Below are 18,790 nucleotides of genomic sequence, written 5' to 3' on the forward strand. Positions count from 1 at the left end.
GTGAGCCTAACTCCCATGTCCGGAATTTCCCCGTGCGGGCGCCTCAGCGGCAGTCATAACCTGTAGGGGCCGAAGACGTCCCCCAACGGAGGGCCCCTTGCCCAGTCCCTACCGCGCCATCTTCGCGGCCCCCGGTACCAAGGGGTTCAGCGCGGCCGGTCTCGTCGGCCGCCTGCCCATCTCCATGGTCGGCGTCGGCATCCTCACGATGATCTCCGAGATCACCGGCCGCTACGCCCTCGCGAGCGCGCTGACCGGCACCCTCGCCCTCGCCGCCGCGTTCATCGGCCCCCAGGTGTCGCGCCTGGTGGACCAGTACGGCCAGCGGCGGATCCTGCGCCCCGCGACCCTCGTCTCCGTGGCGTCGGTGGCCGGCCTGCTGGTCGCCGCCGCGAACGGCTGGCCCGACTGGACCCTCTTCGTGTTCGCGGGGATCGCCGGCTGCGTACCGAGCGTCGGCTCGATGGTCCGCGCCCGGTGGACCGTCATCTACCGCGACTCCGCGCGCGAACTGCACACCGCGTACTCCTTCGAGTCCGTGGTGGACGAGGTCTGCTTCATCTTCGGCCCGATCATCGCCATCGGCCTGTCCACCACCTGGTTCCCCGAGGCCGGCCCGCTGATCGCCGCCGTGTGCCTGCTGGTCGGCGTCTGGCTGCTGACCGCGCAGCGCGCCACCGAGCCCGCCCCGCACCCGCGCGGCGAGCACACGGACCGCACGACGGCGCTGCGCTCCCCCGGCCTCCAGGTCCTGACGGCGACCTTCGTGGCGACGGGCGCCATCTTCGGCTCCATCGACGTCGCCACCCTGGCCTTCGCCGAGGAGCGGGGCCAGAAGTCCTCCGCCAGCCTCATCCTGGCCGTCTGGGCCCTGGGGTCCTGCATCGCCGGAATCGTCTTCGGCCTGCTCCATCTCAAGGGCCGGACGGAACGCAGGTGGGTACTGGGCGTATGTGCGATGGCCGTGAGTATGATCCCCCTCCTACTGGCCGGGAACCTTCCGTTTCTGGCCGTGGCGCTCTTCGTCTCGGGCCTCGCCATCGCTCCCACGATGATCACCACGATGGCCCTGATCGAGGCGCACGTACCACGCGCGAAGCTGACCGAGGGCATGACCTGGATCAGTACCGGCCTCGCGGTCGGCGTCGCGATCGGCTCCTCGGTGACCGGCCTGGTCATCGACGCGGCCGGCGCGCAGCGCGGGTACGTCGTCTCCATCTCGGCGGGGACGGCCGCGGCGGCGGTGGCGTTCGCGGGATACCGCCGGCTGACGAGGCCGGCGCAAGGGGAGGAGCCAGCTAGCGATGGGGACGGCGACAGCAGGGAAGAACGGCGCGGCGACCGCGTGGCGTAACTGGGCGGGCAACGTCACGGCGACGCCCGTGCGCACGGTGACCCCGGCCTCGGTCGGGGAGCTCCAGGAGGCGGTCCGCCGGGCCGCCGAGCAGGGGCTGCGGGTGAAGGCGGTCGGCACCGGCCACTCCTTCACCGCGGCGGCCGCCACGGACGGGGTGCTCCTGCGCCCGCAGGCACTGGCGGGGATCCGGTCCCTCGACCGCACCGCCGGCACCGTCACGGTGGGGGCGGGCACGGTCCTGAGGGACCTGAACGTGGCCCTGGCCCGCGAGGGGCTCTCCCTCACCAACATGGGCGACATCATGGAGCAGACGGTCTCCGGCGCCGTCAGTACGGGCACCCACGGCACGGGCCGCGACTCGGCCTCCATCGCCGCCCAGATCCGCGGCCTGGAACTGGTCACCGCCGACGGGCGCCTGCTCACGTGTTCCGAGAAGGAGAATCCCGAGGTCTTCGCGGCGGCCCGGATCGGCATCGGCGCGCTGGGCGTCGTCACCGCGCTGACCTTCGCCGTGGAGCCCGTCTTCTTCCTGAGGGCCCGTGAGGAGCCCATGGGCTTCGACCGGGTGACGGCCGAGTTCGAGCAGCACTTCGCGGAGAACGAGCACTTCGAGTTCTACTGGTTCCCGCACACCGGCAACTGCAACACCAAGCGGAACAACCGCAGCCAGGGCCCCGCCGCCCCGCCCGGAGCGGTGAGCGCCTGGATCGAGGACGAGCTGCTGTCCAACGGCCTCTTCCAGGCGGTCAATTCGCTGGGCCGCGCGGTCCCGGCCACCATCCCGTCCATCGCCCGCGTCGCGAGCCGCGCCCTGTCGGCCCGCACCTACACGGACATCCCCTACAAGGTGTTCACCAGTCCGCGCCGGGTGCGGTTCGTGGAGATGGAGTACGCACTGCCGCGCGAGCAGGTGGTCGACGCGCTGCGCGAGCTGCGCGCGGTGGTCGACCGGTCGGGGCTGCGGATCAGCTTCCCGGTGGAGGTGCGGACGGCGCCGGCGGACGACATCGCGCTGTCGACCGCGTCGGGCCGCGACACGGCGTACATCGCGGTGCACATGTACCGGGGCACCCCGTACCGGGCCTACTTCACGGCGGCCGAGCGGATCTTCACCGCGCACGGCGGCCGTCCGCACTGGGGCAAGGTGCACACCCGCGACGCGAAGTACCTCGCCGGGGTCTACCCGCGCTTCGCCGAGTTCACGGCGCTGCGCGACCGGCTGGACCCGGACCGGGTGTTCGGCAACGACTACCTGCGGCGGGTCCTGGGCGACTGAGCCCGCCGGCTCACGGCTCCTCAGGAGAGCGGCCGGGACCGGTCGCACTCCGTCCGGGGCCTTCAGGAACCGCTCGGCTGCCCGGCGTCGCCCCGGGGCGCCGGGGCGGACGGGGCGGCGGGGTGCGACGGGCCGCCGCTCGGGGTGGGCGGCGGGCTCGGGGGCACCGCGGACGGCGTCGGACCCACCGGCGGGCTCGGGGTCCCGGAGGGCCCGGTGCCCGGGCCGCCGCCCGGGGTCCGGCCGCCGCCGCTCGGCGAAGGCGAGGGGGAGGGAGAGGGCGGGGAAGGGGAAGGCGAGCTGCCCGGCCCGGGGCTGCTCCCGTCCTTGCCGTCCTTGCCGTCCCTGCCGCCCTTGCCCCCGGCGTCCTCGTCCCCGCCCGGCGGGGTCTCCCGATGGTCCGCGGCCTTGCGGGTGCCTGCCGAGAAGAGGGTGTCGCCGCCCTTGCTGACCGAGGTGCCGGCCATGGCCTCGTAGGTGCCGAGGGCGCCCAGGGAAAGGGCGAAGGCGGCGCCGGCGGCGACCGCCGTTCGCTTCCAGCCCCGTACGCGGGTGCCGTGCAGGGTGGCCACGCCGAACTCCCCGTCGGAGGCGTCCTGCGGGGGACGCACGTGCGACCCGCCGGTGCCGTCGGCGCCCGGCTCCGGCTGTGGCTCCTGTGGCAGGAGCGCCCGGCGGGGCCGCAGGCGGGTGGTCTCGCGCAACTGGTCGCCGGTGCGACGGAAGACGTGCTGGATGACGGGACCGCCCGCCGTGGCGACGACACTGACCACGCCGGCGCCCAGGATGGTCCCGTAGACCCCCAACTGCGAAGCGAGGAGCGCCGCGGCGACGGTCGCCAGCGAGCTGCCGGCCACCTGGGCCGCGCTCAGGTCGAGCTTCTTCTTCTCCGGTTCGGCATCCTGCGTCGCCTTCTGACCCATCGCCATCCCCTGTGTGTCCTGCCTCTCCCGCGCCGGAACCTTCCAGGAGTTACTGACACCCGAGCGAAGCGGAAAGTTCCATTTCGGGCGATTCTGTGAAGCAGGACACCCGCAAACGCACACGGGCCCAGGTGGGGCCTGGCAGAGGGCATGCCAACTCCCGCCGTCCGGGAGAACTCCGGCGGCGCGGCGGTCCACCCAGGTGGCCCGAATGGAGTACTGTGGCGAGCCCTGGGGCCGTCCTTCCTTTCGGATGTCCGGGCTCGGGAGAGGGGGCCGGCGGATGGAAAACGGCACTCGAAGACCGGTGATGCCGCGGTATTGCACGGGCGCCTGCTGCGCACAGTAATCATTCGGTCACTGTGCGTGCCCAACAGGTAACCGTGCCATGACGGCGATCAAGGGCGCATGCCCGACACGCCGGTTTAACTCGGCAAGGTTGTGGCAGGCTGCACCCGGGCAGGCCACACTCGACTAGCGGAAGCAGCGACGCACGTGACGTCGGCAGGCACCACCCGGGAGGTCCCCATGCCCGAACTGCGTGTCGTGGCCGTCTCAAATGACGGCACACGACTGGTGCTCAAGGCTGGGGACAGCACGGAGTACACGCTTCCGATCGACGAACGGCTGCGGGCTGCCGTGCGCAACGACCGCGCGCGCCTGAACCAGATCGAGATCGAGGTGGAGAGCCACCTCCGCCCCCGCGACATCCAGGCCCGCATACGGGCCGGTGCCTCCGCGGAGGAGGTCGCTCAGCTCGCCGGCATCCCCGTCGACCGTGTGCGCCGCTTCGAGGGCCCCGTCCTCGCCGAGCGCGCGTTCATGGCCGAACGGGCCCGCAAGACCCCCGTGCGCCGCCCCGGCGAGAACACCGGACCCCAGCTCGGCGAGGCCGTCCAGGAACGGCTGGCCCTGCGCGGCGCCGACAAGGATTCGGTGCAGTGGGACTCCTGGCGGCGCGACGACGGCACCTGGGAGGTCCTGCTCGTCTACCGTGTCGCGGCCGAACCGCATGCGGCGAGCTGGACCTACGACCCGCCGCGCCGGCTGGTCGTCGCCGTGGACGACGAGGCCCGCGCGCTGATCGGCGAGTCGGACGACCTGCCCGCCACGCCGGAGCCGAGCTTCCCCTTCGTGCCGAGGATCGCGCGGCTGCCGCGCGACCGGCCGCTCGACCGCGCCCTCGACCGCCAGCTGGAGCGGGCGGCCGGCCTCGCGGCCCCCGGGCCGGCGCCGGATCCGGAGGAGGAGCGGGACACGCTGACCAGCCTGCTGGAGGCGGTGCCGAGTTTCCGCGGCGACCTGGTGGTCCCGGACCGGAACGAACCGCCGACGGAGGAACCCGAAGCGGAGGAGCCGCCCGCCCCGGCCGCCTCCGCAGGGGCCGGTTCCGCGTACGCCGACGTCCTGATGCCCCGTACGGTGGCCGGCCACCGCGACCGGCTGACGGGCACCACCGACCGCCAGGCCGAGGCCGACGGGGTCCGCCCCGGGCGCCGTGCGGCAGTGCCCAGCTGGGACGAGATCGTCTTCGGTACCCGCCGCAAGAAGCAGGAGTAACCCCACCGCCCGGGGCCCCTTCCGGTCGCCCGCCCGCTACAGAGGCAGCGGCCCGGTGGCCACCGGGCGGTCCGGGTCCGCGGACCACTGCGACCAGCTGCCCGCGTACAGCCCCGCCGCGATGCCCGCCACCTCCAGTGCGAGCACCTCGTGCGCGCCGGAGACCCCCGATCCGCAATAGACCCCGACCTGCGTGCCGTCCGAGGCGCCCAGGGCGTCGAAGCGTGCCCGCAGGGCTTCGGCCGGCAGGAAGCGGCCGTCCGGACCGACGTTCTCCGTCGTCGGGGCGGAGACCGCGCCCGGGATGTGGCCGCCGACCGGGTCGATCGGCTCGACCTCGCCGCGGTAGCGCTCCCCGGCCCGCGCGTCCAGCAGGATCCCGGCCCGCGCCCGCGCGGCCGCCCCGTCCGCGTCCAGCAGCTCGACGCAACCCGGAGTTGGCTTGAAATCGCCCTCCTCCGGAGGCACCCGGTCGGCCGTCACGTCACCTCCGGCTGACGTCCACCCGGTGAGGCCGCCGTCCAGCACCCGCACGTCCGGGTGACCCGTCCAGCGCAACAGCCACCACGCCCGGGCGGCCGCCCAGCCCTGACCGCCGTCGTACACGACCACCGGCACGTCCGCCGAGACACCGGCCCGCCGCATCACGGCCCCGAAGGCTTCCGGGTCCGGCAGCGGGTGGCGGCCGCCCGACCCGGCCGGACCTGCCAGTTCGCGGTCGAGGTCGACGTACACCGCGCCCGGCAGGTGGCCGGCCTCGTACGCCGGGCGCTGGTCGGGGCCGCCCAGCTGCCAGCGGACGTCCAGCAGTACGGGAGGCCGGGAACCAGCCAGCTCGCTCTTCAGTTCGTCAGCGCAGACGATCGCAGTTTTCGCAGTCATGCGAGTCATCTTCCACCCCGCCCGGCGCCCGTGTGACAAGGCCGTCCTGCACCGGGCACACCGATCCGGTCATCTCCTCCCGGGCCCCGGCGGTGCGGCCGGTCGGGGCGCGCCGAGGCCGCCGGGGTGGAAGCATCAGGACCGGTAAGCGGCACAACGGAGGAGACGGCTGACATGACCGAGGCAGCGGAAGCGACACGGCGACGCACGCCCGGCACTCCCTGCTGGGTGAGCCTCATGGTGCACGGCCTCGGGACCACCGAGGACTTCTACGCGGACCTGTTCGGCTGGGAGTACGCGGTGGGCCCCGAGCAGCTCGGCCCGTACGTGCGCGCCCTGCTGGACGGCCGCGAGGTGGCCGGCATCGGCGAGATGCCTCCGGACCGGCATCTTCCGGTCGCCTGGACCACGTACCTGGCCACGGATGACGCCGATGCCACGGCGGAGGCGATCCGGGCGTGCGGCGGCACGGTGGCGGTGGGCCCGCTGGACGCCGGCATCGCGGGGCGGGTGGCGATCTGCTCCGACCCGCTGGGCGCGATCTTCGGCCTGTGGCAGGCGCAGACCCACATGGGCACCCGGCTGCACGGCGCTGCGGGCACCCCGGTCTGGAACGAGCTGGTCACCCAGGACACCTCGGCGGTCGGCAAGTTCTACCAGCACGTCTTCGGGCACGAGGCGGAGACCCATGCCACGGCATCCGACGACTTCGACTACCTGACCCTGCAACTGGAGGGCCGCCCGGTGGCCGCCGTCCACGGCGTCGGCCGCTCGCTGCCGCACGACCGCGGGCCGCACTGGGTGACGTACTTCGAGGTGGCGGACACCGATGAGGCCGCGGCCAAGGTCGTGGACCTGGGCGGCCGGATCGTGGAACCGCCGCACGAGGGGGTCGGCGGCCGGGTGGCCACGGTCGCGGACCCGGAGGGCGCGGTCTTCGCGATCGTCCGGTCCCGCCCCAGGGACTAGCGCGACCTGGGAGCGGGGCCGGCCTCGCGTGCGCAGGCGAGCGGAACGGCCTGCCAGTGGCCCGTGACCGGCAGCGGCAGCGGCAGCGGCAGCGGCAGCGGCGAGGCTGTGCGTGCGCGGCCAGGCCCGCGGGGCGACGGGTAACGCCTCCTGCTTGCGATTCCTAGGACCCCTAGGTTAAAACTAGGGGTCCTAGGATCATGAGGAGGGTGCATGGCGCGGGCCGGGCTGACGGCGGAGCGGGTGACGATCGCGGGCGCCGAGCTGGCGGACGAGGTCGGGCTCGATCAGGTGACCATGTCGCAGGTGGCGCGGCGACTCGGTGTGAAGGACGCGAGCCTCTACACGCATGTCCGCAGCCTGCAGGATCTGCGCGGACGGATCGCGCTGCTGGCGGCGGACGAGAAGACCCTCCGCATCGCGGAGGCCACCGCCGGGCGGGCAGGCAAGGACGCGCTGGTGGCGTTCGCCAACGCCTGGCGGGAGTACGCCCACACGCATCCGGGCCGCTACACCGCGACCCAGACCCCGCTCCCGATCGACCCGGAACTGGCCGCAGGGGCGCCCGGACCGCGGCGCGCCGTCGAGCTGACCTACGGCATGCTGCGCGGCTACGGACTGGCCGAGCCCGACCTGACCGACGCGGTCCGGTTGCTGCGCAGCACGTTCCACGGCTTCGTGGCCTTGGAGGCTGCGGGCGGGTTCGCGCACCGGCGTTCGCCACAGCAGTCCTGGGTCCGCGCCCTCGACGCCCTTCACACCCTCCTGGAGCACTGGCCCCCGTCCCAAGAAGGAGTCTCCGCATGACCGACCCGACCATCGGCAGCCTGCGCGTGGACGGCGCAACCTTGCATTACGAAGTGCGCGGCCAGGGCCCGCTCCTGCTGCTGATCCCCGGAGGGACGGGCGGCGCGGCCTCCTTCGACGGCATCGCCGACGACCTGGCCGCCGAATACACCGTCGCGACCTACGACCCGCGCGGCATGTCCCGCAGCACGCTGGACGACCCCGAAGCCGAGCAGAGCGTGGCCGAACACGCCGACGACGCCCTGCGGATACTGGAACTGCTGTCGCCCGATGAGCCCGCCCGGGTGTTCGGCTCCAGCTCGGGCGCGATCGCCGCCCTGCACCTGCTCACCGACCATCCCCGACGCATCGAGCGCCTCGTGGCACACGAGCCGCCGGTAGTGGAGGTCCTGCCGGACGCTCCCGAACCTCGCGCGTTCCTCGCACGCGTACAGGCGACGCTCCACGCGGAGGGGCTCATGCCGGCGATGGCCGTGTTCGCCGCAGGTCTGAAGAAGGACAGCGACGCCTCCGATCCGAAGGTCGAGATCAAGCTTCCACCGCAGGCAGCGGCGCGGGTTGAGCGGACGATGACCAACCTGCCCTACTTCGTCGGGCGCATCGTGCCGAGCTTCATGTCCTACGCCCCGGACATGAACGGGCTGGAGGCACTGTCGAACCGGCTCGTGCTCGCTTGCGGCCAGGACTCACGCGGCGAGCTGCCCTATCGTCCGGCCGCCTTCCTGGCCGAGCGTCTCCGCACCGAACTCCAGCACTTCCCAGGCGGACAAACACCGGCCTGACCACACACCCTGCCGAGTTCGGCGAGCTCCTCCGGAAGGCATTCCGAGCCTGAACCCGAAGCAGCCTCACCCGGCCCGGCGCCCACCCGAAGGTGGTCACTGCACGTCACATCCGCAACTGGCCGTACGTGGCGAGATCCTCGCGGCCCCTGTCACCGGTCCAGCACCTTGGCGTTGGCTCACCGCCTCGCACCCTCACGCCGTCTGGCGACGGGCGCTGGTGTGGGTACGCCGCCAGGACGAACGCGGCCGCGAATCCACCGGCCTGCTCCTCACGGGGCTGCACACTCACGCCGGACATGTGGGCCTCGTCGACGGCTCTGCCGAGGAGTTGCGAAGCCTGGACACGTTCGGGGAGTGCGGGGTGCGCGTGATCCGCTATCGCTGAGGCCGGGAAGAGCACACCGCGCTCACCACGCCGGGACCCGGGACGGACCGTAGGGTCTCAGGCGTGGTTGACCGGGAGGACGTCCGGGGAGAGGGCGCCCGCGTGGGCCGCGGCCGAGGTCATGCGCTTGCGGTGGTGGCGGCGGCAGAGGACCTCGTAGCCGATCTCGCCCGCCGGGCGGTTCACGTCGCCGACCACCACCTGGGCGCCTTCCACGACCATCTCGCCCCCCACCGTGCGGGCATTGTGCGTGGCGCGGGCGCCGCACCAGCACAGGGCCTCGACCTGGAGCTGCTCGATCCGGTCCGCCAGCTCGATCAGCCGCTGCGAGCCCGGGAAGAGCTTCGTGCGGAAGTCCGTCGTGATGCCGAAGGCGAAGACGTCCATGTCCAGGTCGTCCACGATCCGGGCCAGCTGGTCGATCTGTTCCGGCGCGAGGAACTGGGCCTCGTCCACGATCACGTAGTCCGCCTTGCCGCCCTTGGAAAGCTGGGCGACCAGGTAGGCGTACAGGTCCATGTCCTCCGGCGCCTCGACCGCCTCCGTCACCAGGCCGAGGCGGGACGAGAGCTTGCCCTCACCCGCCCGGTCATCACGAGTGAAGATCACGCCCTGCAGTCCGCGCGCGTCACGGTTGTGGGCGATCTGGAGCGCCAGAGTGCTCTTTCCGCAGTCCATCGTTCCGGAGAAGAACACCAGCTCGGGCATGGGAAGTACGGGACCTTTCGGGTCGTGGTCGGCAGGTGGGCCGGGCGCGGGACCAAGGGGGTGCGGACTGGGGCGGGGCTGGGAGGTGGGGCTGGGGGCTGGGCTGGGGGCGGCAGGTCAGGAGCGGATTTCGAGCAGGGGCACGAGCTGCTCGGCGGCGGTCATCGAGCCGTGCATGCCGACGAGTGCGGACTCGTTGGGCTCGTTGCGCGAGGCGGTGATGGCGACATCGGCCTGGGCGGCGGCGACGACGTCGCCGATCCGGCCCCGCACGCGCTCGTCGCACTCCCCCGGGGGCCCGAACCAGCCCAGTTCCAGGGCCTCTTCGCGGCTCGCGATCCAGAAGCGGTCGCCGAGGACCTCGCGCCACACCGTCAGGACGTCCGCCTCGGCGCCAGGCACGGCGTACACGTGCCGGGCCCGGCCCTCGCCGCCGAGCAGGGCCACGCCCGCGCCCAGCTCCCAGTCCTCGTCGAAGTCGATCCGGGAATCCTCGTCGAAGGGGATGTCCACCATGCCGTGGTCCGCGGTCACGTACAGGGCCGTGCGCGGCGGCAGTTGCTCGGCGAGGCGCTGCACCAGGCGGTCGACGTACATCAGCTGGCCCCGCCAGGCGTCGGAGTCCACGCCGTGACGGTGACCGGCACCGTCGAGTTCGCTGTAGTACGTGTAGACGAGCGAGCGGTCGCCCGCCGCGAGGCGTTCCGCGGCGAGGTCCATCCGTTCCTCGCCGGTCATCCGGCCGAGGAAGGTGCCGCCGCTCAGCGCGACCTTGGTGAGCGGGGTGGTCTGGAAGGCGGGCGAGGACACCTGGGCGGTCGCCACACCCGCCTTGTCGGCCAGCTGGAAGACGGTCGGGTACGGCTGCCACGCCTTGGGGGCGGTCCACGGGTGCCAGCGGAGCTGGTTCATCAGCTCGCCGGTGGCGGGGTTGCGGACGGCGTAGCCGGGCAGGCCGTGGCGGGCCGGCGGCAGGCCGGTGCCGACGGAGGCCAGCGAGGTGGCGGTGGTCGCGGGGAAGCCCGCGGTGATGGGGCGCCCGGTGCCGCCGCGCGAGCCGGCGAGGAGCGAGGTGAGGTAGGGGGCCTCGTCCGGGTGGCTGCGGATCTGTTCCCAGCCCATGCCGTCGACCAGGAAGACGCAGTTGCGGTCCGCCGGGGTCAGCTCCGCGATCGAGGCGGTGAAGCCGGGGACGCCCTGGCCGGCCACGAGGGTGGGCAGCAGGTCGGCGAGGGAGCCGGCGCCGTAGGCGGGGACGGGTGCGGCCGCGAGGTCCAGCAGCTCCGGCTCGTCCGCCCAGTTGTGCGCCGCGGGGTACGCCATCAGCGGGCGGGGGTGGAGGTGGCCGCCGTCGCCTCGGACAGGGCCTGCGCGAAGACGAGGGTCTGGCGCACCGCCTCGGGGCCGTCGCCCGCCTCGCTGACCCGCAGGCTGAGGTCGTCGGCGGTGGAGTTGCCGGTGTAGCCGTGGTCGGAGTCGCAGTTCGGGTCGCCGCAGGCGGCCGGCTCCAGGTCGATCCGGGAGACCGCACCCCAGCCGATGGTCAGGACGACCTCGCGGGGCAGGGTGCCGGGGGTGTAGGACTCCGGGTTGGCGACGACGCGGCTGAGCACCACCGAGGAGATGCTGGACAGCTTGACCGATTCGGTGGAGGTGGTCGCATACGGGGAGGGGGACCCGGCGTCGGCGGCCTGCTCGTCGGTGTGGCTGACGATGAAGCGGTTGCCGGTGAGGACCAGCACGGTGACGTGGCGGCGCACCTCGTTGGAGTCGAAGGTCGTCTCCTGGTGGACCAGGTACGACGAGATCGGCTCGCCGCCGACCGCGGCCTCCACGGCCTCGGCCACGAGGGCGGGGTAGTAGCCGCTGCGCTCGATCGCCGTGCGCAGCCCCTGGGTCGTCGTACCGGATTTCGCCATGAGGTCCATCCTAAGGCCCGTACGGGGCGCCCCGGCCTACGCCGGACCCGCTCAGTAGCTGGGGAGGGTGCGGGGCCCGAGGTCGCCGCGGGCGGGTGGGTGGGCGATCCGGACGGTGGCGCTCAGCACGGAGAGGCCCTCGGTGGCGACCACCACGGGCTCCAGGTCGACTCCGATCACCTCGGGGTGGTCGTCCACGAGCCGCGACAGGCGCAGGAGCAGCTCTTCCAGGGCGGCGGTGTCCACGGGATCGCTGCCGCGCCAGCCGAAGAGGAGGGGTGCGGTCCGGATGGACCGGATCAACCCGGCGGCGTCCCGGTCGGTGGCCGGGACCAGGCGGTGGGCGGTGTCCCCGAGCAGCTCGGAGGCGACGCCGGCGAGCCCGAAGGACAGCACGGCGCCCGCGGCCGGGTCGATGACGGAGCGGACGACGGTGTCGACGCCGCGCCGCACCATGGCCTGGACCACCGGCTGGAGCTCGGCGGGCTTGCCGAGTGCTTCGGTGAGGTCCTGGTACGAGCGCCTCAGCTCGGCCTCGTCCCGGAGGTCGAGGCGTACGCCGCCCAGGTCCGCGCGGTGGCGCAGGTGCGGGGCGGTGGTCTTGAGGGCGACCGGGTAGCCGAGGATCCGGGCGGCCCGGGCGGCGGCGTCGGGGCTGGGCGCGGGCAGGGCGGGCAGGACGCGGATGCCGTAGCGCCCGAGCAGCTCGCGGGCGTCCCCGTCGGGCAGGGTCAGCATCTCCCCCGCGCCGAGGCCGGCGAGCAGTCCGGTCAGCTGGCCGGCGGCGCCCGCCTCGTCGATGTCCTCGTAGGCGGGGACGTGCCCGGCCTCGGCGGCGGCCCGGCGCCACTGGCCGTACCGGACGGCCTCGGCGAGGGCCCGTACGGCGCGCTCGGCGGCGGGGTAGCTCGGGATCCGGACCGCGCCCGTGCCGCCCGCCGCATCCCCTCCTGCTCCCCCGCCCGCCGCATCCGCTCCCCCTGCCCCGCCCCCGCCCGCGCCCGCAGCGCCGGCGGGGGGCCGACGGGCGGCGTCGGTCCCGGAAAGGGCCGGGGCGGATGCGGACGCGGAATCGGGGCCCGGGGCGGACGCGGAAGCCGGGGCCGGGGTGGAGGCCGCCGCGGCGGACGCGGCGCGGGCGCGGGCGCCGGCCGGGCCGCGCGCGGCGGACAGGGCGTCGACCAGTGCGCCGAGCTCCACGTGCACGACGGCGACGGGCTTGCCCGGCACCTCGGCGACGGCCTCCCGCAGGGAATCGGCCAGGTCGTCGGCGAGGGCGTGCTCGCTCACCCAGGGGATGGCGGTGACCACCACGGCGTCGCAGTCGTCGGAGGCGAGCGCGGCGGCCAGGGCCGTGCGGAAGTCCTCCGGGGAGGCCGCCGTCGTGAGGTCGAGCGGGGGCAGCGGGCGCAGGCCCTGGGTCAGGCAGGCGTCGTAGGTCAGGACGCCGAGGGACTCGGAGTTGCCGAGGATCGCGACGCGCGGTCCGGCGGGCAGTGGCTGCGCGGCCAGCAGCAGGCCGACATCGACCAGCTCCGTCACCGTGTCCACCCGGATGACGCCCGCCTGCCGCAGCAGGGCGGAGACGGTGGCCTCGGGCAGGCGGGTGCCGGGTACGACGTGCCCGGCCGGGGTGTGGCGGCCGCCCTTGGCGACGACGACGGGCTTGAGGGCCGCGGTCCGGCGGGCGAGGCGGGTGAACTTCCGCGGATTGCCCAGGGTTTCCAGGTACATCAGGCCGACGTCCGTCGCCTCGTCCTCGTACCAGTACTGCAGGATGTCGTTGCCGGAGACGTCGGCCCGGTTCCCCGCGGAGACGAAGGAGGACAGGCCCTCCCCGCGCCGCAGCAGGGCGGACAGCAGGGCGATGCCGATCGCCCCGGACTGCGTGAACAGGCCGGTCCGGCCGCGCATGGGCATCGGCGCGGGTGTCAGGGAGGCGTTGAGTTCGACATCCGGCGCGGTGTTGATCACGCCGAAGGCGTTGGGCCCGATCAGGCGCATCCCGTACGAGCGCACCTGGCGGACGAGTTCGCGCTGGCGGGCGAGTCCGGCCGGGCCGCTCTCCCCGTATCCGGCCGAGAGCACGACGAGGCCCTGCACCCCGTGCTCACCGCAGGCGGCCACTGCCTCGGGGACGCGGTCGGCCGGGACCGCGATCACCGCGAGGTCGACGGGGGCGGCGACGGCGGCGATCGTGCGGTAGGCCCGTACGCCGTCGAGGAGGTCGTGGGTGACCGCTTCGTTGACCGCGTAGAGGTGGCCGTGGAAACCGCTGTCGCGCAGGTTGCGCAGGGCCGCGGCGCCCACGCCGCCGCCGGATCGGCTGACCCCGATCACCGCGACCGAGCCGGGGGCCAGCAGCCGCTGCACCGAGCGGGCCTCGGCGCGCTGTTCGCGGGCGCGCTGCACGGCGAGGGACTCGGCGGTGGGTTCGAGGTCGAGGGTGAGGTGGACGGAGCCGTCCTCGAAGCTGCGCTTCTGCTGGTAGCCGGCGTCCGTGAACACCTTGATCATCTTGGTGTTGGCGGGCAGCACCTCGGCGGCGAACCGGCGGATGCGGCGCTCGCGGGCCACGGCGCCGATGTGTTCGAGGAGCGCGGAGGCCACACCGCGGCCCTGATGGGCGTCCTGGACGAGGAAGGCGACCTCGGCCTCGTCGGAGGGGCCGGTGGCGGCGCGGCCGTCGGCGCCGATGCGGTCGTAGCGGACGGTGCCGATGAACTCCTCCCCGATGGTCGCGGCGAGGCCGACGCGGTCCACGTAGTCGTGGTGCGTGAACCGGTGCACGTCCCGGTCGGAGAGCCGGGGGTAGGGGGCGAAGAAGCGGTAGTACTTCGACTCGTCGGAGACCTGCTCGTAGAAGCTGACCAGCCGGCCCGCGTCGGAGGGGGTGATGGGCCGGATCCGGGCGGTGCCGCCGTCGCGCAGTACGACGTCCGCTTCCCAGTGGGCCGGGTACGAGGGGTCCGACGCGGTGGTCATGGGCCTACCTTACGGCCGGGAACCACCGGCCGGCGTGCGCGCGGCGCATGCGGCAACCCGGGGCGGAACCATGCAAGCTGGGGAGGGCCGAACGGCGGCAGATCCGGGCCGGAGGCCGGTCGGAGCATTCCGGGCGTCGTGAGAGACTGGTCTAGACAACCGTAAGAACCTGAAGGGCATCACCATGGCAGAGCGCCGCGTCAACGTCGGCTGGGCCGAGGGCCTGCACGCTCGTCCCGCCTCGATCTTCGTCCGTGCGACGACCGCTTCCGGCGTCCCGGTGACCATCGCGAAGGCGGGCGGCGACCCCGTCAACGCCGCTTCCATGCTGGCTGTCCTGGGCCTGGGCGCCCAGGGCGGCGAGGAGATCGTCCTCGCCTCGGAGGCCGAGGGCGCGGAGGCCGCGCTGGACCGCCTCGCGAAGCTGGTCGCCGAGGGTCTCGACGAGCTCCCCGAGACCGTCTGACCCTTCCGGTTCGCCCCACGGCCCGCCCGCCGGAGCCGCGACCCCCCGTGCCGGGGCCGCGGCTCCGGCGTTTGCGCGTGGGGGCGCGGGAGCGACAGGGCCGCGCGCGCCGGCCTGGAGCGGCAGCCTCCCGGCGACGGCGCGAGCCGGAGACCGGAGACCGGAGACCGGAATTCAACCCCCTCGAATTCAGCCCCATCGAATTCAGGGCCCTCGGATTCAGGCCTCGGATTCGGGCCCGCGGATTCGCGCCCGCCGGAATGGAGCGCGCGGTGAATTCACACGCTCCCTGAATTACGATCCGACGGCCGCCCACCGGCACCTGCCTTTGTATACGGCGCCTGTTAATGACGGCTGCCCGTCATGTTGACGCCAGGTTGCGAAGTGCTCACCGCCGGACGGACCCGCGGCCGGTGCGCCCCCGCCGCCCGGTCGGCGTGGAGCGCCATCAGCATCCGGGCCCGTTCCGCGTCACCCCGCGCCACCGCGTCGACGATCGCCCCGTGCTCCGCCCAGGACTCCACCGGCCGGGCCGGCGCCTGAACCACGTACATCCACGCCACCTTGCGCCGCATCTGCGTCAGCAGCGCGATCAGCCCGGGGCTGCCGGACGCCTGCGCGAGGGTCTCGTGGAACCAGCCGCCCAGGGACCGCAGGTCCTCGCCCTGGCCGCGCCTGGCCCGCTCCTGGCCCAGCCGGACCAGACCGCGCAACACCTTGAGGTGGGCCTCCGTACGCCGCCGGGCCGCTCTGGCGGCCGCCAGGGGCTCCAGCAGGACCCGCAGTTCCAGGAGGTCCGCGGCCTCCTGTTCGGTCGGCTCCGCCACACAGGCGCCCGCGTGGCGCCGCGTGGTCACGAACCCCTCGGACTCCAGGGTCCGCAGCGCCTCGCGCACCGGGACGCGCGAGACGCCGTAGCGGCGGGCCAGGACCTCCTCGGTCAGCCTGCCGCCCGGTTCGAAGACCCCGGAGACGATGTCGTCGCGGATTGCCGTGCATACCGCGTGTGCAGGAATACGCAAGACCGGACCTCCGCCTATTTCCGACTGCCGCGCGCTCGGAAAGGCATGCGCGTAACTCGACTCTATTGCAACACGCGACAATTTCCGAGAGCGGCCGGAAAGGACCAGCATTCACCCGGTGCGGCAGCAGCACGGCAGCAGCACGAAGGCCCCGGCTCGGTGAGCCGGGGCCTTCGGTGGAGTGCGGGGGTGCGGGTCAGACGCTGACGCCGTGCGAGCGCAGGTACGCGAGCGGGTCGATGTCCGAGCCGTACTGCGAGCCGGTACGGGCCTCGAAGTGCAGGTGCGGGCCGCTGGAGTTGCCGGTGGAACCCGACAGGCCGATCTGCTGGCCCGGGGTGACCTGGTCGCCGACGGAGACGTTCAGCGAGTTCATGTGGCCGTACTGCGTGTAGGTGCCGTCGTTGTGCTTGATGACGACGTTGTTGCCGTACGCGCCGCCCCAGCCGGCCTCGACGACGGTACCGGCGCCCACGGCGTGGACGGTGGTGCCGGAGGCGGCGTGGAAGTCGATGCCCGTGTGGCTGCCGGAGGACCACATGCCGCCGCCCGCGTGGTACTGCGTGCTGACGTAGGAGCCGTCGACCGGGGCCACGAAGGTGTTGAGGCGCTTGCGCTCCTCCTCGCGGGCCGCCCGCTCGGCGGCTTCGCGCTCCGCCTTCGCCTGGGCCTCCGCGGCGCGCTTGGCCTCGGCGGCCCGCTGCTTCGCGTCGGCCTCGGCCTGCGCCTTGGCGGCGGCGTGCTCGGCGGCGCGCTGCTGGGAGTCGGCCTGGTCCTGGAGGTCGCCCGCGAGGTCCTCGGCGACGACGACGGCGCCGAGCGCGTTGTCCTGGGCTGAGTTGCTGATGCCGTTGTCCGCGGCGAAGGCCGGGGCGGCGAGGGAGCCGACGACACCCGTGGTGGCGAGGGCCGCGATGCCGGCGTAACCGGCGGTCTTGCGGCTCAGACGACTGGAGCCACGGTGCTTACCGGCGGCACGACTGCCAAGGGCCATGAAGGGGCTGATCCTTTCCTTCCCTCTCGCCTACCGGGTTAGCTGACGGGTTCGGAGCAGGAAGGTCTCCTACGGGCCTCCTCTTGCGAGGCGGTCCGATTCACCCCAGGGACGCTTGTGGGTCCCCGGCTCCCCAGGCTCGCGCCTGACGGGGACTCGGCGATCGCTGCCCGGTGCCGCGGATGCGGCGGATAGAACTGACGGACAGCACGTGTGACGCTAGGCGGATCATCAGCCAATCGCCAAACAGACGCGCCTTTTTGTTGCGTACGCCACATCACATACGAGCAACCTCACCACTAAACGGACACAAGGGGCTCCGGCGGGCAAAGCCGCCAGAACCCCTTGGTGCCGACCGTCAGCGGAGGTCAGTTGGTGACGACGCTGACCTCACCGATGCCCAGCGCCCGCACCGGCGCCTCGATCTGCGCCGCGTCGCCCACCAGGACGGTGACCAGACGGTCCGCCGGGAAGGCGCTGACGACCGCCGAAGTCGCCTCCACCGTCCCGGTCTCGGCGAGCCGCGCGTACAACTGCGCCTGGTAGTCGTCCGGCAGCTCCTGCTCGACCTGGTCGGCCAGGGTCCCGGCGACCGAGGCGGCGGTCTCGAACTTCAGCGGGGCCACGCCCACCAAGTTCTGCACCGCCACGTCCCGTTCGGCGTCGGTCAGGCCGCCCTCCGCGAGGGTGCGCAGCACCTTCCAGAGGTCCTCGAGCGCCGGTCCGGTGTTCGGGGTGTCGACCGAGCCGCTGATGGCGAGCATGGAGGCGCCCTTGCCGTCGGCGGTCGAGCGGAGCACCTGGCCGAAGGCGCGCACCCCGTAGGTGTAGCCCTTCTCCTCGCGCAGCACCTTGTCCAGACGGGAGGTCAGGGTGCCTCCCAGGCAGTACGTGCCGAGCACCTGGGCCGCCCAGACCCGGTCGTGCCGGTCGGGCCCGATCCGGCCGATCAGCAGCTGCGTCTGGACCGCGCCGGGCCGGTCGACGATGACCACGCGGCCGGTGTCGTCGGCGGTCACCGGCGGTACCGGAAGGGGCTCGGCCCCATTGCCCGTCCAGCTGCCCAGGGTGTCGGCCAGGACGGCGTCCAGGTCGATGCCGGTCAGGTCGCCGACCACCACCGCGGTGGCCGTGGCGGGGCGTACGTGGGCCTCGTAGAAGGCGCGCACGGCCGCGGCGTCGATCCGGGCGACCGTCTCCTCGGTGCCCTGGCGCGGGCGGGACATCCGCAGGGTTGCCGGGAAGAGCTCCTTGGAGAGCTGTTTGGCGGCGCGGCGCTGCGGATTGGCCAGCTCGTGCGGGATCTCGTCGAGCCGGTTGCGCACCAGGCGGTCGACCTCGGCGTCGGCGAAGGCCGGCGCGCGCAGGGCCTCGGCGAGCAGGCCGAGCGCCTTGGGCAGGCGGGACGCCGGGACCTCCAGGGAGACCCGCAGGCCGGGGTGGTCGGCGTGCGCGTCGAGGGTGGCGCCGCAGCGCTCCAGCTCGGCCGCGAACTCCTCGGCGGAGTGCTTGTCGGTGCCCTCCGAGAGGGCGCGCACCATGATGGTGGCCACGCCGTCCAGGCCCTCGGGCTCGGCGTCCAGAGGGGCGGCGAGGTTGATCTCGACTGCGATCACCTGCTGGCCCGGGCGGTGGCAGCGCAGCAGGGTCAGGCCGTTGGGGAGCTGCCCGCGCTCGGGGGCCGGGAAGGCCCACGGCTGCGGTTCCCCGGCCTGCGGCTGCGGATGGAAGGTCATCGTGACGGCTGCGGTG

15 protein-coding genes, 1 pseudogene and 1 riboswitch are annotated in these 18,790 nt (G+C 73.3%); of the genes and pseudogenes, 7 read left to right on the plus strand and 9 right to left on the minus strand.

Annotation, left to right across the window (positions count from 1 at the left end):
• Positions 1-97 precede the first annotated feature (97 nt).
• Positions 98-1,354: an MFS transporter gene (locus AMK16_RS06940; protein ID WP_073909782.1), complete on the plus strand. Its 1,257-nt coding sequence runs from the start codon at positions 98-100 to the stop codon at positions 1,352-1,354.
• On the plus strand, positions 1,305-2,633 hold the full coding sequence (locus AMK16_RS06945) for a D-arabinono-1,4-lactone oxidase (RefSeq protein WP_073909785.1): 1,329 nt from the start codon (positions 1,305-1,307) through the stop codon (positions 2,631-2,633). The genes AMK16_RS06940 and AMK16_RS06945 overlap by 50 nt, the downstream gene beginning before the upstream one ends.
• Positions 2,634-2,695: 62 nt before the next feature.
• Here the strand turns inward: AMK16_RS06945 and AMK16_RS06950 are convergent, their stop codons facing one another.
• The gene (locus AMK16_RS06950; protein WP_073910702.1) at positions 2,696-3,556 is read right to left on the minus strand and encodes a hypothetical protein; all 861 of its coding nucleotides are present in this window, start codon (positions 3,554-3,556) and stop codon (positions 2,696-2,698) included.
• Between the two features lie 495 nt (positions 3,557-4,051).
• On the opposite strand from AMK16_RS06950, the gene sepH reads away from it, so the two are divergent.
• A complete protein-coding gene (sepH, locus tag AMK16_RS06955) occupies positions 4,052-5,116 on the plus strand; it encodes a septation protein SepH (RefSeq protein ID WP_073909788.1) in 1,065 nt (354 codons plus the stop codon).
• A 36-nt stretch (positions 5,117-5,152) separates the two neighbouring features.
• Here the strand turns inward: sepH and AMK16_RS06960 are convergent, their stop codons facing one another.
• Entirely contained in the window at positions 5,153-5,998 is an 846-nt protein-coding gene (locus tag AMK16_RS06960; protein ID WP_073909791.1) for a sulfurtransferase, read from the minus strand.
• Positions 5,999-6,172: 174 nt separating this feature from the next.
• Here AMK16_RS06960 and AMK16_RS06965 point away from each other — a divergent pair, with 174 nt between their 5' ends.
• From AMK16_RS06965 to AMK16_RS06975, 3 genes and pseudogenes are all read left to right on the plus strand, one after another.
• On the plus strand, positions 6,173-6,967 hold the full coding sequence (locus AMK16_RS06965; RefSeq protein WP_073909793.1) for a VOC family protein: 795 nt from the start codon (positions 6,173-6,175) through the stop codon (positions 6,965-6,967).
• Positions 6,968-7,180: 213 nt separating this feature from the next.
• Positions 7,181-7,774 carry a TetR/AcrR family transcriptional regulator gene (locus AMK16_RS06970; protein WP_073909795.1) on the plus strand — a complete coding sequence of 198 codons (594 nt, stop codon included), beginning with the start codon at positions 7,181-7,183 and terminating at the stop codon, positions 7,772-7,774.
• Positions 7,771-8,609 (plus strand): annotated as a pseudogene (locus AMK16_RS06975) (alpha/beta fold hydrolase). The gene AMK16_RS06970 and the pseudogene AMK16_RS06975 overlap by 4 nt, the downstream one beginning before the upstream one ends.
• A 392-nt stretch (positions 8,610-9,001) precedes the next feature.
• Here the strand turns inward: AMK16_RS06975 and AMK16_RS06980 are convergent.
• From AMK16_RS06980 to AMK16_RS06995, 4 genes are all read right to left on the minus strand, one after another.
• Positions 9,002-9,652: a thymidine kinase gene (locus AMK16_RS06980; protein ID WP_073909798.1), complete on the minus strand. Its 651-nt coding sequence runs from the start codon at positions 9,650-9,652 to the stop codon at positions 9,002-9,004.
• 117 nt (positions 9,653-9,769) lie between these two features.
• Positions 9,770-10,975 (minus strand): alkaline phosphatase family protein, encoded by a 1,206-nt coding sequence (locus tag AMK16_RS06985; RefSeq protein ID WP_073909801.1) that lies wholly within the window; start codon positions 10,973-10,975, stop codon positions 9,770-9,772.
• Positions 10,975-11,571: a DUF5998 family protein gene (locus AMK16_RS06990; protein ID WP_073909804.1), complete on the minus strand. Its 597-nt coding sequence runs from the start codon at positions 11,569-11,571 to the stop codon at positions 10,975-10,977. Before AMK16_RS06990 ends, AMK16_RS06985 begins: the two co-directional genes overlap by 1 nt.
• 51 nt (positions 11,572-11,622) lie before the next feature.
• Entirely contained in the window at positions 11,623-14,556 is a 2,934-nt protein-coding gene (locus tag AMK16_RS06995; protein ID WP_073909807.1) for a bifunctional acetate--CoA ligase family protein/GNAT family N-acetyltransferase, read from the minus strand.
• A gap of 184 nt (positions 14,557-14,740) precedes the next feature.
• On the opposite strand from AMK16_RS06995, the gene AMK16_RS07000 reads away from it, so the two are divergent.
• Entirely contained in the window at positions 14,741-15,022 is a 282-nt protein-coding gene (locus tag AMK16_RS07000; protein ID WP_073909810.1) for an HPr family phosphocarrier protein, read from the plus strand.
• Positions 15,023-15,366: 344 nt separating this feature from the next.
• Here AMK16_RS07000 and AMK16_RS07005 read toward each other — a convergent pair whose 3' ends face one another.
• The 3 genes from AMK16_RS07005 to AMK16_RS07015 all read right to left on the minus strand — a co-directional run bounded on the left by AMK16_RS07005 (position 15,367) and on the right by AMK16_RS07015 (position 18,774).
• A complete protein-coding gene (locus tag AMK16_RS07005; protein WP_073909813.1) occupies positions 15,367-16,044 on the minus strand; it encodes a GntR family transcriptional regulator in 678 nt (225 codons plus the stop codon).
• A gap of 196 nt (positions 16,045-16,240) precedes the next feature.
• Positions 16,241-17,038, minus strand: coding sequence for a M23 family metallopeptidase (locus tag AMK16_RS07010; protein ID WP_073909816.1), 798 nt, complete (start codon positions 17,036-17,038; stop codon positions 16,241-16,243).
• Positions 17,039-17,050: 12 nt separating this feature from the next.
• A riboswitch (cyclic di-AMP (ydaO/yuaA leader) is annotated at positions 17,051-17,210 on the minus strand.
• Positions 17,211-17,406: 196 nt separating this feature from the next.
• Positions 17,407-18,774 carry a M16 family metallopeptidase gene (locus AMK16_RS07015; RefSeq protein ID WP_073910705.1) on the minus strand — a complete coding sequence of 456 codons (1,368 nt, stop codon included), beginning with the start codon at positions 18,772-18,774 and terminating at the stop codon, positions 17,407-17,409.
• Positions 18,775-18,790: the final 16 nt, after the last annotated feature.

Origin of the sequence: Streptomyces sp. CB00455, from assembly GCF_001905445.1 — a bacterium.
Lineage (GTDB): Bacteria > Actinomycetota > Actinomycetes > Streptomycetales > Streptomycetaceae > Streptomyces.

What these genes read in the sequence shown, in the direction of transcription:
- AMK16_RS06960 (WP_073909791.1), bottom strand. Translation starts at nt 5,998, where the DNA reads ATGACTGCGAAAACTGCGATCGTCTGCGCTGACGAACTGAAGAGCGAG.
- AMK16_RS06985 (WP_073909801.1), bottom strand. Translation starts at nt 10,975, where the DNA reads ATGGCGTACCCCGCGGCGCACAACTGGGCGGACGAGCCGGAGCTGCTG.
- AMK16_RS06990 (WP_073909804.1), bottom strand. Translation starts at nt 11,571, where the DNA reads ATGGCGAAATCCGGTACGACGACCCAGGGGCTGCGCACGGCGATCGAG.
- AMK16_RS07015 (WP_073910705.1), bottom strand. Translation starts at nt 18,774, where the DNA reads ATGACCTTCCATCCGCAGCCGCAGGCCGGGGAACCGCAGCCGTGGGCC.
- AMK16_RS06980 (WP_073909798.1), bottom strand. Translation starts at nt 9,652, where the DNA reads ATGCCCGAGCTGGTGTTCTTCTCCGGAACGATGGACTGCGGAAAGAGC.
- AMK16_RS06995 (WP_073909807.1), bottom strand. Translation starts at nt 14,556, where the DNA reads ATGACCACCGCGTCGGACCCCTCGTACCCGGCCCACTGGGAAGCGGAC.
- AMK16_RS06970 (WP_073909795.1), top strand. Translation starts at nt 7,181, where the DNA reads ATGGCGCGGGCCGGGCTGACGGCGGAGCGGGTGACGATCGCGGGCGCC.
- AMK16_RS07000 (WP_073909810.1), top strand. Translation starts at nt 14,741, where the DNA reads ATGGCAGAGCGCCGCGTCAACGTCGGCTGGGCCGAGGGCCTGCACGCT.
- AMK16_RS06950 (WP_073910702.1), bottom strand. Translation starts at nt 3,556, where the DNA reads ATGGGTCAGAAGGCGACGCAGGATGCCGAACCGGAGAAGAAGAAGCTC.
- AMK16_RS06965 (WP_073909793.1), top strand. Translation starts at nt 6,173, where the DNA reads ATGACCGAGGCAGCGGAAGCGACACGGCGACGCACGCCCGGCACTCCC.
- AMK16_RS06945 (WP_073909785.1), top strand. Translation starts at nt 1,305, where the DNA reads ATGGGGACGGCGACAGCAGGGAAGAACGGCGCGGCGACCGCGTGGCGT.
- AMK16_RS07010 (WP_073909816.1), bottom strand. Translation starts at nt 17,038, where the DNA reads ATGGCCCTTGGCAGTCGTGCCGCCGGTAAGCACCGTGGCTCCAGTCGT.